Here is a 13,567-nt window from a genome sequence, read left to right on the forward strand (position 1 = left end):
AGGTCAGGCCACGAACAGCGCCATCCGCTGCGCTGCCGCGCACACCAGAGGCGACACGCCGAAGCGCCCTTTACCGGCGGGCGGACCGCGCGCGTCTTCCGTCGCTGCGTTGCGCAGCCGCACGACTTTGCGCGAACTCCGGGAACGTCTCCTCGAGCGAGTCCTTGTCCGGGAGGATGTAGAACACCCCGCCCTTCTCGAACGTCGGCTGCATGATCCGCTCGTAGAACTCGGGCGATACATTGATGCAGCCGTGCGTGATGCGATTGTCATCGGGCGTGGGCGATGCGAGGCGTTCTTCACGCTTCTCGGCCGGGACGCCGGTGGCGGTCGGGTGGATGGAGACCGCGGAATCGTAGTCCACCCACAGTACGCGTCCCGCGTCGATGGACGGACCAAAACCACCTACGAAGCGACCAGCAGGCGTCGTGCGATCCCGGCCTGGAATCTCGCGAAGCGCGAGACCTGCGACACCGGGGGCCGTGTGGTCGCCGACCGCCGAGCCGAAGAGCCCAGGGGCCGCGCCGCGAGGCCGCCCATCACCGCCGAACACCAGGATCTGCGCAGATGCCTTGTCGATGATCGCGAAGGGATAGCCCTGGCTGTCCTTGGTGGCGACGATCCAGCCAGCAAGCTCGATCACCGTCCCGGAGACGTCCTGGCCTTCCGGAAGCTGGTCGGCGACGGCCGCCGCTTGCTGGGTATCAAGCTCGGTCTTGGGCGCAGCGGAGCTCGCGAACGCCAGCGTCAGCAGCAGCGCGCAAGAGCAGGCGCGGATAGCGGGGTGTAGGCACGTACGAATGGCGCAGTTCCTCAAAACAAAACAGTATCAAGCCAGAGCCCGGCGGCCAGCAGCGGCCACCGGATTCCAGGCCTCACGATTCGTCACGAACCGTGCAAGCGCGATCAGCCGCGCGGCACGCGGCGCGGCGCCGCTTCTAGCTGCCGCACGCGGCCTTCGATCTGATCCAGGCGCTGGTTGGCCTGCTGCGCGGACTGATTCGCGGCGTCGGCGCTCTGGGCCGCGCCCTGCACCTTCGTGTCGAGCTGATCGAGTCGCGAGTTGATCCCTGCGAACTCGTCGTCGTAAGTGGCGCAGCCGCTGAGAGCTGCGCCTGCCACCATCGCCACACCGAGCACACGCGCCGTCGTCATGAATCGCTTGTTGGTAAACATTCCAATCCTCCTTCGTCTGGGAGCTGGGAATATAGCGGCCTTTCCGGCCGGTGCTGCAACGTATCTTCAGCCTGGATTGGCGTACGTGGACGCAGCGTGAAATTGCGGGAAATTTTGCGTATTCCGACGCGAATCCATCGATTCCAAGGATGGAGTTGCAGGACGTGATCGACGATCACATCGTATCCGTGCCGCCGATCCCACCCTGGGTCGTGGACAGCCGCGGCTTTTCATCCAACAGCCTGCCGATCATCGTCCGCCGGACCAGCACGTGATGGCGGGCGAACGACACGGGCAGCGTGGCGATGAGTAAGGGCATGAGCTCAACAATCGGACCGGCCACGTTTCCCGAACCCCATTTTGCGACTGATGAAGTGTTTCTCGCGAAGTGATTGGAACCACGCCACGACCACATGCAGCAGCACCAGCCCCAACAGCATCCAGGCCCCATAGACATGCACATACCAGGCCACCGCACGACCCGTCTCATCATCAGGAGGCACGAACAGCGCAGGCACCTGGATCCCCGCGCACAACGTGCGATCCGCCCCCATCCACACCCAGATGACGTGCCCACTGACAGGTAGCGCGAGGATCAGCAAATAGAGAAGGCCGTGCACCGCGCTTTTGGCGTACCTACGCCAGCGCGGCATGTACTCTTCCGACATCGGCAGCGCGAGCCGCAGGGTGAGGCGCACCAGCATCAGGCCCAGGATCAGGACGCCGAGACGGAAATGGACCGACAGCAAGGCATCGGAGGTCGTTCGCGTCGTCCAGTGCTCCGCTGCGAATCCGAGCATGAGCTGCACCGCCAGCAGGAAGGCCAAACCCCAATGGAGCACACGCAGGGCGAGCGGATGCCGTTTCGAAGGCTGCTCGCTCATGGCCTGCATGTCGGATACCCGGGAATATTGCGGCCGAGCACGATGTCGCGCCGTGCCTGCCAGCCGCCCGCGACGCGCCGTGGCGTCACGATCCCGCTGCCGCCTCGCCCCTGATCGGCCTTCCGGACAGTCGCTGGCGTCAGGTGCGGGTCGTCCCGGAACAGGACGTCGTCGATGTAGTAGAGCGCGCAGCCAGGCTCGATGACGTATAGGTGGATGTGTTGCGGCATGGTCGTGCCCGGATAGCTGCCGGGACGCACGGTGAGGAACGTGTACCAGCCCCCGGCATCACTGGTGGCCCAGGCGCGCAGGCGGCCGTGTCGCCGGATGCCAGCGTCGCGGCTCGAGCGCTCCCCCGGATATACCCCGCCTTGGTTCGTCTGGTGCGCATACACGATCACGCCGCCGCGCGGATGTCCGGCGGCATCGAGGACCCGTCCGGTCAAGCGCAAAGGCTGGCCCGGTTCTCCGTCGGGTGCCAGCAGGGCCGTGGCCGGTGGATGGGCTGGCAACCCAATGAGTGGCACCTCGCAATCCTCGCAAGGCAGACCGACGATGGGCGTGGCCGCACCCGCTGGCGTGCTGGCGAGGAACAGCCACAATGCCATTGCCAGCTTGAAGCGGAAGACGGGGATGAAGGGCGGGTACGCAAGACGTGGCATCGGGATCTCCGGCGGGATGTGCTCGGGAAGAGCACGCTTCGGACGGTTCCGTTAACGACGACTCGCGTGTTAACACTCCGCTTCCTTTGGCCCTCCCGCTCTCACGACCCTCCAGACAATGAGGCCATGAGGGCCGCTCTCGATCCCACTGACATCGCCGGTCATGTGCAGGACGCCCGCCGGGGGTCGCAGACCGCCTATGCCTGGCTCCATCGCACGTTCGCGCCGCTCGTATACGCCACCCATCTGGGCATGACCTCGCGTGCGCGAGCGGAGGAGCTGACCCAGGAAACGTTCGTCATCGCCTTCGGCAGGCTGGACCAGTTGCGCGACGCGGCGAGCTTTGGCCCCTGGATCGCCATGATCGCCCGCCGGAATCGACCGCATGGAGACATGGACGAGCGGGATCTGGCGGAAGCCGACGAGCCCGCCTGGACCGGCACGGGTCCCGAATCGATGGCACAGGCAGATGAAGCACTGCGCGCGATCCGGCGGCTTCCCGAGGCCTACCGCGAGACCCTGATCCTTCGCCTGGTTGAAGGCTTGAGTGGCCCCGAGATCGCCAACCTCACCGGACTGAAGCCGCCGTCGGTTCGCGTGAATCTCCATCGCGGCATGGCCCAGTTGCGTCAGGCTCTGGGGATCGCCGCAGAGGACAAGGATAAGGATGATGCCCGAGACACCTGATCCGTTGTGGGATCCCGACCTGCCCGGCGACGAAGTGCTGCAGCGCCTGACGTCGCTGCTCGGCGCTTACCGTTACGCCCCCCACCGCGACCATGCGTGGTCGATACGGCCGGTGCGTGTTCCCCGCGCACGCAGGCGTCGAATGATGCTTGCAGGCGTCGCGGCGCTGGCCGCATGCGTAGCAGGCCTTGCAGTCTGGATGCCGTGGCGTCTGCAGTGGCAGGATCACCGGTCGTGGGGCGTCGACACGGCCGCCGTGTCCCTGCCCGCCGATCTGGATGTGGGTGCCACGCTGACAACCGACGCCAGCGAGGCGGCGATGGTGAAAGTGGCTCGCATCGGTCGGATGGAAGTGATGCCAGGCACGCGGGTGAAACTGCTGGATACCCGCGCGGGCCATCATCGCCTGGAATTGGTGAGCGGACGCGTGCGTGCCCGCATCTGGGCGCCCCCTGGATATTTCGCCATTGCAGCCGGTGCCAGCGAAACCATCGACCTGGGATGTGAATTCGAAATGGACCGCGACCTGCACGGCAACGGCACGATCCATGTCACCAGTGGCTGGATCATGCACCGGGTAAAAGGGCAGGAAACACTTGTCCCCGCTGGATCGACCGTGACGTTCACGGCTGAGCGCGCGGGAATTCCTCATGCAACCACAGCATCGGCCGAGTTCCGGTCCGCTGTCGATCAGCTCGACAGTGCGATGGCACAAGACATGCGCGTGCCCGATATCGAGCAATACGTTGCCGATCAGGCAGCGCCCTCAAACAGCTTTGCTTTGCTCAGCCTGCTGACCCGCTATCCGGCGCTCGCCTCAGGGCCGGTCTACCCGAAACTGGCCGCGTTTCTGGGAGAACCCGGCGAAGCCCGACATCGTGAAGCTTGGTCGCGCGGGAGCGTGCATGCAATGAACCTCTGGTGGGAACAGATGCCCCGCCCCCCCAAGGCCTGGTGGCTCAACTGGCGGGATGCCTTGGGCTGAGTATCCAGAGGTGTCCGCGTTCGGAAGCGGACATCAGCCGGGCCATCCCGAATGGATGACCCCTTCAATCCGCCTGTGGACCGCTAATACCTGGCAACGAGTGGACGGGCTAGAGCCGGGCGGCGTCGGCGCGGGCGCGGATGTCGGCGAAGGTGTCGTCGTGGACGATCCTGCCGTCTTCCCAAATCGTCACCATCGCGTCATCGAAGCCCAACGGCTTCTCGACCTCGGCTAATGACTCGGCCTCGACCGATACCGGGACTGTACGGAAGTTGCCGTACTCGCGGTGTTGGAGCAGGGTCATGCGCCCCCGCTTGCTCTGCTTGCCCTTGTCAGTCACCGGATCCTTGTAAACATCGATCCACTCACCGTTGACGCGGGCGGCCGAGCATTTGAGCGCGAACTTCTGGGTATCGCGATCCAGTCGCTGCAACAGGGCTCCCCCCATACCGAAGGCCACGTTGTCGGTCGCGTAACCGGCGCTGGTGATGCGTTCCAGGATGGCGCGGATACTGGTCGGGTTGATGCCATCGCCCTGGATCACCCGGACGTAGTTGAGCACCTTGTAGCCTTTGCCGTTGACCGTATGGCCGAAGGCTTCGTCCAGCAGCTCAAGGCATTGGTGCACCACCGCCACGGGATCGCCCGAGTCGGGCCGAATGACGACCGTGGCACCCGAGTCGATGACTTCCTGTCGGAGCGTCTTGCCCCAGTGTTCCTTGATGGCGTGATAGATATCGTAGCTGTCCGATACGACCGCCACGATAGAGCCCGGCTTGGCGAACTGGGTCAGCATGTTGCGGTAGGCCTGCACCTCATTCTCGCGGCCCCAGCTGGTGATCGTGCTGTGCTCGGCGGCCGGGATGGAGTAGCCGGCCATCGGCTCGTGGTAGTAGGCCTTGGCGAGTTGCAGGCCGGAGACCGTATCGGTCCCCAGGAAATTGACCAGGTGCGCTGCGCCACCGATGGCAGCCGACTCCACACTGGAAACGCCGCGGCTGCCGAAGTCATGCAGTTTGAAGGGCAGCTGGCCTTCCGGATCGTCGCTGGTGCGCTCCAGGAACTGACGGATGGTCTGCTTGGCGTGCCAGCTGATGGTCGCCACCGTCACCGGATACCAGATGCGCAGCAGCATGGTCTCGAGATAGGACGGCGCCCAATAGGCTTGAGGATCGGTCGACTCGATGGTCATAAGCGCGTTATGCGTTGGCACTACGGTGCCCTCAGGCACGGCGCGAATGCGGATCGGTAGCAGGCCACGGTGGTGGTCGACGATGTATCGCCAGCCGGCCTCGTTGAACGGTTCGCCGTGGGCGGCGAACAGGTCGCGTGCCTCGTCCACGTCGGCATGGGTGATCGGCTTGGCCAGATACTCCTTCAGGATGGCCTGCAGGCCGAAGAAAACGGTGCGGTCGTAGGTGCCGCCGCGCGATTCCACGTAGAAGAAGGTGGCATCGGTGCCAGGCGGGTACTGCAGCCAGTGGCTGGCCTTGTAGCTGTCGGTATTGAGGAGAAGATTGTTGAGGCATTGCATGACGGAAGCTCCTTCGCGTCGCGTGAAGCCGGCGGTCTATCCACCAGCGGGAAAGGTCGGGATCAGCCCCGGCCCAGGAAGAACTCCAGAATGTGCAGGTGGTCTTCGAACAACTTGGGACCCATGTCCAGCGCTTCACTGACCGGGATCCAGCGGGCTTTGTCGGCGTCATCGCCACCACGTACCTCTGGCAGCTCACCGGCCGGGAAGTCGAAGTGGAAGGCGTGGGTGATCGTGCGGCCGCGTTGGCTGCGCTCGGGGTGGTCGAACACGTGCTGATCCTTCAGCGACCCCTTCAGTACCCGGACCGGGATCTTGAGGCGCGTCTCCTCCCGTAGCTCGCGCAGGCAGGAGTCCAGCAGACCCTCGTGCTGGCCGACGAAGCCACCCGGCAGCGCCCACAGGCCCTTGCCGGGTTCGGCGCGGCGGCGTACCAGCAGCACGTGGCCCGAATGCACCACCACCGCATCGGTGGTAACGAACGTGGGCGCGTAGGGAGCGTCCTTCCAGGCCGCCTTGTAGTGCTCGATGAACTGGTACTCGGCCACCAGCTGGCCGTAGGACGGTGAGCTCTTGCGGAAGGCTTCCAGCATGTCGTACACCGGCGCAGGCACATTGCCACGCAGCATCAGCAGGGCGCCGTGGAAATCGATGGTGCCGGCTTCAAACAAGTAACGGCGCAACTCGGTGGCCGACAGGGTCTCGGTGTGCTGCACGTCCACCAGCGGCCATTGCGGGAACTCGCGCAGGTAATAGCTGGAGGCGTCCTTGTCCATGCCGACCAAGCCCACTTTGGCCTCGGCATCTCCGCCGTCCGTCCGAATCGCCTCCGCCACGGTGCGTTGGACGCCAGCGATCCACTGGGCCTCATTGTAGAGGTGGTCACGCAGTGGACGGATCAGCAGGCGATCGGCTGACCCATCAAGGGCAGCCTGGATCATCACGGCACGTTCGGCCACGGTCCAAGGATTGCGGAGGCTGCGGGGGGTATCGGCAGAGCCGACGAGGAAGATCAGTTTCTTGGCGCGACTCAGTGCGAGGCGGGCAACGGCGGCGTGGCCGTTATGGAAGGGCTCGAAACGCCCGATGAAGACCAGATAGTCGTATTCCATGAGAATCCCTCATGTCGTTGTGCGTGCCTTGGGTCTGTCCCTTGGCTGCCTAAAATCCTACGCCTGCCATAGCCGGAGTCAAGTGCCTGCCCTGTAGGGAAAGAAGGGTGGATGTCCGCTTCCGGCCGGGATTGGGGGGCGTACCACGACGATCAGCGTCGTTCGCCATGGAGTGCCCGTCGACAGGTTTGGGACGTCGGTTGCAACGTGCTTGATGTCTGCGAAGGAGCCGTCGTGCTCACCAGGAAAGACGGGCGGTTACGTGTGCCTCGTCCACGTGCAGCGAGAATTCCCAGCCGTTGCGCTCACACAGCCGCTGGACGATGCCCAGCCCTAGGCCATGCCCGTTGGAAACGAGGCCGGCCGGCGTGAGCCGACCCACTTCGTCACCGCCCAACCGGTTGGTAACCAGCAGCTCGTGCTGCTTGAGGAGAACCGTGATCGGCCCCTGCCCGCCGGGTGTTTGCTCGAACGCGTTCCTAACCAGGTTGGTGACGGCGATGAGGAACGCCTGTGGATGCCCTCGAACGACGGGTGCCGCAAGACTTTCGACGTCGACCTCGACGCGCTTGCCGTTCAGCAGGTAGCGCTGCTGGTCGATCGCCCGGCTCACCAAGGGCGCGACCGGGAACTGTTCGTCATACAGCCCGTCGTCTGCTTCGCGTGCGATGCACAGGAACATCTCGATGGTGGATTTCATCTCCAGCGTCGCCCGTCGGATCCGATCCACCGCCTTCACGTCTTCAGCTGACAGATCGCTCTGCTCCAGCAGCTCGATCGCACCCGTGATCACGGTGACGGGTGTCCGCAACTCGTGGCTGGCGGAACCGGTGAAGTCCCGCTCGCGCACGATGAACGCGCTGATACGCGCGAGCGTCTTCTCGATGGCACCGGCGAGGACGCCGACTTCGTCCGTTCCGAACCGGCTGGACTCGATGAGCTTGTGGTCTCCCGCCGACAGATGCTCCAGGTCGATGCCCGCGACCACGTCGGCGAGCTCCACCACCGGGGCGACCGCTCTCCGCATCACCAGGACGCCCAGCCCGAACCCCAGCGCGCCGAGCACGCCCACGACAGCGGTGATGACGAGCAGCCACCACCAGTCCTCGGAGGATGCCGCCTCGATCCCGGCGACATCGAACACCGCGAAGGCGCGCCCGGTTGCATTGTCGGCGGGGACGACGGCGACATGCAGCTCTTCGGCGACGAACTCGTACACGCCCTCGTCAGGGCCTGCCTGCGCCCATTCCTTCAGGGGTTCCGGCAAGTTCCCGGCATCGTCGTAGCCCTGAAGACTCGTCGTGAGATCGGGATAGTTCTCGGCGGCACGTTGCAGCTGATTGACCAACACCCGGTCTTCGCTGAACCTGATGGCCGCATAGAACGCGAGCCCCCAGACCACGCTGAGTGCGATCACACACAGCGCGAACGCATACTCGACACGTTTGCGCAGACTGTGTTGCGACATCAATGGAAATCCTCTGCGATTCGATACCCGATGCGATGCACCGTATGGATCAGCGGCTTATCGAACGGCCGGTCGATTGCCTGGCGCAGCTTGTGCATGTGGGAGCGAAGCAGATCAACATCGGGACGCTCGTCCGCCCAAAGCTGTGTTTCGAGCTCGTCGCGATCCACGACGGACGGGGACTTCTCCATCAATCGTCGGAGCAGCTTCATGCCGGCAGGATTGATCTCGATCCGTCGCCCCGCCCGATGCACCTGCAGCGTGGACCGGTTCAATGTCAGGTCGCCGACGGTCAGCAGGTTGTCGGCATTCCGGTGGCTCCGTTTGTACAGAGCCCGGATGCGCGCATGCAGCTCCTGCAGTGCGAATGGCTTGACCAGGTAGTCATCGGCGCCGGCGTCGAACCCTTTGAGCCTGTCCTCGAGCGTGTCCCTCGCCGTCAGCATGAGCACGGGCGTTTCGATCTCGGCATCGGCCCGCAGCCTCTGGCAGAAGGCGAGGCCGTCCATCCTCGGGAGCATGAGGTCCAGCACGATGACGTCGAACGGATTCGTCAGCGCCAGGCTCATCGCGGTGACGCCATCGTGGGCGAAATCCAGGACATAGCCGAGCTTTTCGAGGTACGTGGCAATGTTCCCGCAGATATCGCGGTTGTCCTCGACGATCAACGCCCTGATGGGCGGAGCATCAAGCGCGCGTGCCATCTGCCGTCTCCCGTTTACCAGGCGTAGTCTAGCCGAAGCCCGATCAGCGGCTCGGCCTCGCTGTCGTCCTTCACGTTGACACCCCGGCGGTAGTCGAACTCGGTGTCGTCGGTCGACGATGCCGAGGTGACGTTGATGACATCGAGAAAGGCGGTGACGTCGATGGGGCCGAATGCGCGCCGGTAGTCGACACGGGCGTTGAGCACGCCGTAACCGGGTTTCCGACCGACGCCGCGCCCGGTCGTTTCTCTCGAGTAACGCAGAGGTTGCCCGGGACCCAGCACGTCTTCGTGGATGACGTAGGCGTCCTCCGGCCTGCCGGACAGGTACTTGTAGCGCGCAGCCACCTTCCAGCGATCGGTGATTTCCCACGTCAGCCCGAGGGTCGCCACGTGCTCGCGGCTGAACTCGTCGGCCACGGCGCCCCGGCCATCCTTCCGGTCCACTTCTGCGTCGTTCCAGGAGTAGGTCGCGGTCGCGTAGAGGCCTTCCCGGATCGTGCCCTTGACCACGACGTCGAAGCCGTAGGACGTGCCGTCGCCGATGTTGGCGAACGTTCCGCTCGCCCGATCCAGGTCGACCACGAGATTTGCGAGATCCTGGTAATAGGCTTCCGCCAACACCGACCACCTATCGTTCGGGAAGTACTCCAGCCCGAAGCTTCCGTGCGTGATCTCCTCGTTCTCGAGCGTGTTCGCCTCGTTGGCCGCGAGGTCCAGGAACCGGGGCGATTGGTGGAAAAGACCTGCCGTCGCGAAGTACCTGATGCTCTTGCTCGGCCGCCAGTTGGCCCTGAGTCTTGGCGACACGAGGGTTTCGTCCGTCAGGCCGTCCCGTTCCAGCCTTACGCCCGTGCTCAGGTCCCACACGCCGCGCTTGAAGACCTGGTCCACGTAGCCCGCGTAGCTGGTCGCTTTCCGGCTCAACGACGCGTTGATGTTCTCCGGCGTCAACACGATGTAGCGCTGCCCGGGGTCCGGCCGGACGTCATCGGCGTCGTAGACGTACCGGATCCAGTCGCCGTCCAGCACGGTGCTGTAGTCCAGGTCGAGCTGCGTCAGCTGGACGCCTGCATTGAACGCCCCCCAGCGATTCGCCGTCATGAAGTCGCTGCGCCAGCCGATCTCGGCCTCGTCTTCGGTGACGGTGATGATGTCTTCCCGCACCGGGAAGCTGGAGGCGGGCGATCCGGGGGGCACCAGATCAGGGAATGCTTCGCCCTCCGAACTGATCTTGTTGCTGGCCCGGCGGTACACCTTGTTGGTCCAGACAGCGTCTTGACCGATCAATGACCGCAGGGTCAGCCCGTACAGATCGCTGTCTTGCCTGAAATCGAGCAGCGATGCATCTTCGAAATCTGGCGACTCGAAGACGTGGGTCACGTCGCGCGTATACGTCTCGCGCGTATCAATGAGCAGCACCTCGAGCGTGTTGGACGGGTTGATCGGCACGGCCGACTTGACGATGACGTCCCTCAGCACGGGATTTCCGATGTCCAGCTCTTCGATGTCCTCGAAGAAGTCACCGAAATCCAGCCGGCGGGCAGATACCAGCACGGTGGCATCTTCCGTGATGCCGAGCGGCCCGTCATAGCCGACTTCATAGCCTGCAAGGTCCAGGCGCAGACTCGCCGACGGGCTTGGACTGCCGTCGGCGACGTCGAGCTTGAGCAGCGAGCCCGCCCGCCCGCCATACGCAGGTCCCCATCCGCCCGGTGAGAACTCGGCACCATTGATGACGTTCGGTGCGAAGATCGAGAAGCGGCCGCCACCCCCGATGTCCTCGTCTTCGCCCAGCGTCGCGTCGAAGTGCACCGCCTTGTCGAAAGGGAATTCGTCGACGAAGATCAGATTGTCCCGGGGGCCCCGGCCGCGCACGCTGAAGGCTGCGAACTCACTGGCGGACGCCAGGCCCGGCAGGCCGTCCAGCGAGAGCAGCGGATCCGCGCCGCCGCCAACGGCATCCCGCAGGGCTTCGCGATCGAGATAAGTACTGGAGGGTGATGCGAATGCATCGAGTACCCGTGCTTTAACCACCACTTCTTCCAACGTCGGCGCTCCAAGTTCGAGTTCGATCCTGGAGTTCTTTCTCGTAATGACGCGCACGCTGGGTTCGTACAGTGGAGCGAACCCGACCTTGGTGACGTTTACCGAATAGAGGCCGGGATCGAGCTGATCGACGACGATGCGACCTTGTGCATCGGTTTCCAGAGATCGCACCAAGTCGGTCTCCCGTTCCGTGATCGTGACCCGCACGCTTGAAAGCGGCCGTTCGGTGTATTGATCCCTGACGACGATGGTCAGGGCGCCGGGCGCCTCCGCCGCGTGGGCGGACAGGGCGGATCCGATCAAGTGTGCCGAAAGAGCCCAACACAATGCCCGCCTGAAGTACCTTTTCATATCGCGCTACCCCCAAGAAGTGGCCGTGTTCACTCGATGAAGCAGCGCGAAACTAACAACGCAAATGTCGCCAAGAAGTCACTACCTTGCAGCGACCACCGGGATCTCCACTTCGGGTCGGAAGCAAGCGTGCTGGTGCGTGGTATAGCCCTACCTGGGCAAACGCATCTCTATCCCTCACCTTCCAAGCACTGCTCCGTTTGGACGCCAGGCGGCGTGGTTCCATGCGGATGCAAAGGTGATCCAGAACAGACCGGGCACCACCGACACGCCCACCATGGCCCTGATCTTCCCGATCGGATGCGGTGGCCGGATCAAGCCGCGGTAATGCCGACAGGCGGCAAGCGCGTACAGCAACGTGGACACGGCGTGATGAGGTCTGAAAGGGCTCTTACGTCCGTCATCCCGCTGAATCCGCTTCCGCCCTCCTTGCGTAGAGCACTTGCCTACAGCGGGTAGGCATTACCGTTCTGATGGGAGAGGCACATGCAGATCAAACTTCTTGGCGCTGCGCTGCTGATGGTCGCAGGACCGGCATTCGCGTCGGGGCCCGAGCAGGGAAGGTTCTCGATGTCCGTGTTCGGCGGTGCCGACAGGCCGATCAGCGGCGATGTCCACACGGGCGCCGTGGCGCCGGTACCGGATCTCGGTCCGTTGAATCCCGCATTGGCCGGCGTCAGCGCGGAGTTGAGGATCCGTTCGCGCAGCCACGAGCAGATCTACGGCACCGCCAAGTCATGGGGCCTGGAGGTGGGCTATGGACTGAGTGACCGCAGCGAAGTATTCCTTCAGGCCAGGGAGACCAGCGCCGATGAGGGTCGCGTGCGCGTCGGTGCCGCCTACGTGCCCGCGCTCGATACCGAGCTCGACGTCTTCGGCCGGTTCTCTGGCTATGACGCGTACACGTGGGAAGTGGGCTACCGGCACTTCTTTCGAGATGGTGGCCGGGTCAGGCCGTTCGTCGCGGCGCGCCTGGGTGCGACCGAAACTGATGTCATCCGGGCCTCTTTCGAGATTCCCGACGCCGCGATCACGATCCCGAATGCGCCGTTCTACGACAAGGACTGGGCGCTGAGCGCCGGGCTTGAGGCCGGCGTGCAGATCCCGTTCACCGAGCGCTTCAGCATGACGCTCGCCGCAGGAGTGAACTACATCGACGATCTTGCCGACGACGATTCCGCGATCGCCGGGCTCGGCCTGGCGACCATCAACGACACCGGCAGCCGCGTCTCAGTTCCGCTCTCCATCACCGGCCGCTGGGACTTCTGAGAACGTCCACCGGCGGGCACGGCAACTTGCCCGCCTGACGTCAGCTGCGACCATCGAGCTGTACGGGATAACCCCCTTTTCAGCGGAAGGCCCGGCTGAGAGCCTGGAGGCATGGTCCCGGGTCTCGGCCGTCTGCATGGGTCGGGAACAGACATCGCCGCAATGCCTCGCGAAGCCGGCCATGTGTGGAGGGAAATGGGGCGTCGGGACACCGTGCCGTGACCTCACCGGGCCAGGAAGAAGTCCATGGGGATGAGTTCGACGGCCCATCCTCCCTCTTCCCCCAGCGTGGCTGCCGGATGCATGGACGCGATGCGCAAGGCCTCGTCACGGTCGTCCGCCTCGATGATGAACAGGCCGCCTACCACTTCCTTGGACTCGGCGTAGGGCCCATCACTGACATGTGTCCTGCCACTCTGCGGACGCAGCGTAGTCCAGCCATCCCGATCTCCCAGTGACGCGGAAACCAGCACTTTGCCGGTTGCGCGCATCTTCTCGTCCAATGCGGGGCACTGGCTCACCAGAGCCTCGATGTCGCTTGGACTCATCGCCGCGAATTTCTCTGGGGTGAAGTAGGCAAGGCCGAGGTATTTCATTGGAGTTCCTTTGGCAGGGATCTGTTGACGACGAAGCTGCTGGTCGAAAATCGACCATACCCTGGCACGGTCGTCCAAGGGTCCCGGCATG

At 64.1% G+C, this 13,567-nt stretch carries 14 protein-coding genes; 3 read left to right on the forward strand and 11 right to left on the reverse strand.

Annotation, left to right across the window (positions count from 1 at the left end; all coding sequences use genetic code 11):
• Positions 1–70: 70 nt before the first annotated feature.
• From FB548_RS09415 to FB548_RS09430, 5 genes are all read right to left on the reverse strand, one after another.
• The gene (locus FB548_RS09415; RefSeq protein ID WP_142124512.1) at positions 71–817 is read right to left on the reverse strand and encodes a L,D-transpeptidase; all 747 of its coding nucleotides are present in this window, start codon (positions 815–817) and stop codon (positions 71–73) included.
• An 89-nt stretch (positions 818–906) separates the two neighbouring features.
• Positions 907–1,176, reverse strand: coding sequence for a hypothetical protein (locus FB548_RS09420; protein WP_142124513.1), 270 nt, complete (start codon positions 1,174–1,176; stop codon positions 907–909).
• A gap of 175 nt (positions 1,177–1,351) precedes the next feature.
• Positions 1,352–1,495 (reverse strand): hypothetical protein, encoded by a 144-nt coding sequence (locus FB548_RS18770; protein WP_185742052.1) that lies wholly within the window; start codon positions 1,493–1,495, stop codon positions 1,352–1,354.
• A gap of 4 nt (positions 1,496–1,499) precedes the next feature.
• Positions 1,500–2,060 (reverse strand): cytochrome b/b6 domain-containing protein, encoded by a 561-nt coding sequence (locus FB548_RS09425; RefSeq protein ID WP_185742053.1) that lies wholly within the window; start codon positions 2,058–2,060, stop codon positions 1,500–1,502.
• Positions 2,057–2,722: a hypothetical protein gene (locus FB548_RS09430; protein ID WP_142124636.1), complete on the reverse strand. Its 666-nt coding sequence runs from the start codon at positions 2,720–2,722 to the stop codon at positions 2,057–2,059. The genes FB548_RS09425 and FB548_RS09430 overlap by 4 nt, the downstream gene beginning before the upstream one ends.
• Before the next feature lie 126 nt (positions 2,723–2,848).
• On the opposite strand from FB548_RS09430, the gene FB548_RS18775 reads away from it, so the two are divergent.
• Complete coding sequence (locus FB548_RS18775) at positions 2,849–3,409, forward strand: sigma-70 family RNA polymerase sigma factor (protein WP_185742054.1); 561 nt, start codon at positions 2,849–2,851, stop codon at positions 3,407–3,409.
• Entirely contained in the window at positions 3,393–4,394 is a 1,002-nt protein-coding gene (locus tag FB548_RS09440; RefSeq protein ID WP_142124516.1) for a hypothetical protein, read from the forward strand. The genes FB548_RS18775 and FB548_RS09440 overlap by 17 nt, the downstream gene beginning before the upstream one ends.
• A 109-nt stretch (positions 4,395–4,503) precedes the next feature.
• Here FB548_RS09440 and FB548_RS09445 read toward each other — a convergent pair whose 3' ends face one another.
• The 5 genes from FB548_RS09445 to FB548_RS09465 all read right to left on the reverse strand — a co-directional run bounded on the left by FB548_RS09445 (position 4,504) and on the right by FB548_RS09465 (position 11,611).
• On the reverse strand, positions 4,504–5,928 hold the full coding sequence (locus FB548_RS09445; RefSeq protein ID WP_142124517.1) for a nicotinate phosphoribosyltransferase: 1,425 nt from the start codon (positions 5,926–5,928) through the stop codon (positions 4,504–4,506).
• A gap of 62 nt (positions 5,929–5,990) precedes the next feature.
• Positions 5,991–7,046, reverse strand: coding sequence for a bifunctional nicotinamide-nucleotide adenylyltransferase/Nudix hydroxylase (locus FB548_RS09450; RefSeq protein WP_142124518.1), 1,056 nt, complete (start codon positions 7,044–7,046; stop codon positions 5,991–5,993).
• A gap of 232 nt (positions 7,047–7,278) precedes the next feature.
• The gene (locus FB548_RS09455) at positions 7,279–8,508 is read right to left on the reverse strand and encodes a HAMP domain-containing sensor histidine kinase (RefSeq protein ID WP_221625928.1); all 1,230 of its coding nucleotides are present in this window, start codon (positions 8,506–8,508) and stop codon (positions 7,279–7,281) included.
• A complete protein-coding gene (locus FB548_RS09460) occupies positions 8,508–9,185 on the reverse strand; it encodes a response regulator transcription factor (RefSeq protein WP_185742066.1) in 678 nt (225 codons plus the stop codon). Before FB548_RS09460 ends, FB548_RS09455 begins: the two co-directional genes overlap by 1 nt.
• Positions 9,186–9,226: 41 nt before the next feature.
• Entirely contained in the window at positions 9,227–11,611 is a 2,385-nt protein-coding gene (locus FB548_RS09465) for a TonB-dependent receptor (RefSeq protein ID WP_142124521.1), read from the reverse strand.
• A 486-nt stretch (positions 11,612–12,097) separates the two neighbouring features.
• Between FB548_RS09465 and FB548_RS09470 the strand changes: the two genes are divergently transcribed.
• Positions 12,098–12,880 carry a MipA/OmpV family protein gene (locus FB548_RS09470; RefSeq protein ID WP_142124522.1) on the forward strand — a complete coding sequence of 261 codons (783 nt, stop codon included), beginning with the start codon at positions 12,098–12,100 and terminating at the stop codon, positions 12,878–12,880.
• Between the two features lie 224 nt (positions 12,881–13,104).
• Here the strand turns inward: FB548_RS09470 and FB548_RS09475 are convergent, their stop codons facing one another.
• Complete coding sequence (locus FB548_RS09475) at positions 13,105–13,476, reverse strand: YciI family protein (protein ID WP_142124637.1); 372 nt, start codon at positions 13,474–13,476, stop codon at positions 13,105–13,107.
• Positions 13,477–13,567 lie beyond the last annotated feature (91 nt).

Source organism: Pseudoxanthomonas sp. 3HH-4 (genome assembly GCF_006716465.1).
Taxonomy (GTDB): Bacteria; Pseudomonadota; Gammaproteobacteria; order Xanthomonadales; family Xanthomonadaceae; genus Pseudoxanthomonas_A.

Coding starts and splice junctions, on each gene's coding strand:
- FB548_RS09430 (WP_142124636.1), bottom strand. CDS start 2,722: ATGCCACGTCTTGCGTACCCGCCCTTCATCCCCGTCTTCCGCTTCAAG.
- FB548_RS09455 (WP_221625928.1), bottom strand. CDS start 8,508: ATGTCGCAACACAGTCTGCGCAAACGTGTCGAGTATGCGTTCGCGCTG.
- FB548_RS09420 (WP_142124513.1), bottom strand. CDS start 1,176: ATGTTTACCAACAAGCGATTCATGACGACGGCGCGTGTGCTCGGTGTG.
- FB548_RS09475 (WP_142124637.1), bottom strand. CDS start 13,476: ATGAAATACCTCGGCCTTGCCTACTTCACCCCAGAGAAATTCGCGGCG.
- FB548_RS09470 (WP_142124522.1), top strand. CDS start 12,098: ATGCAGATCAAACTTCTTGGCGCTGCGCTGCTGATGGTCGCAGGACCG.
- FB548_RS09465 (WP_142124521.1), bottom strand. CDS start 11,611: ATGAAAAGGTACTTCAGGCGGGCATTGTGTTGGGCTCTTTCGGCACAC.
- FB548_RS09425 (WP_185742053.1), bottom strand. CDS start 2,060: ATGAGCGAGCAGCCTTCGAAACGGCATCCGCTCGCCCTGCGTGTGCTC.
- FB548_RS09445 (WP_142124517.1), bottom strand. CDS start 5,928: ATGCAATGCCTCAACAATCTTCTCCTCAATACCGACAGCTACAAGGCC.
- FB548_RS09440 (WP_142124516.1), top strand. CDS start 3,393: ATGCCCGAGACACCTGATCCGTTGTGGGATCCCGACCTGCCCGGCGAC.
- FB548_RS18770 (WP_185742052.1), bottom strand. CDS start 1,495: ATGCCCTTACTCATCGCCACGCTGCCCGTGTCGTTCGCCCGCCATCAC.
- FB548_RS18775 (WP_185742054.1), top strand. CDS start 2,849: ATGAGGGCCGCTCTCGATCCCACTGACATCGCCGGTCATGTGCAGGAC.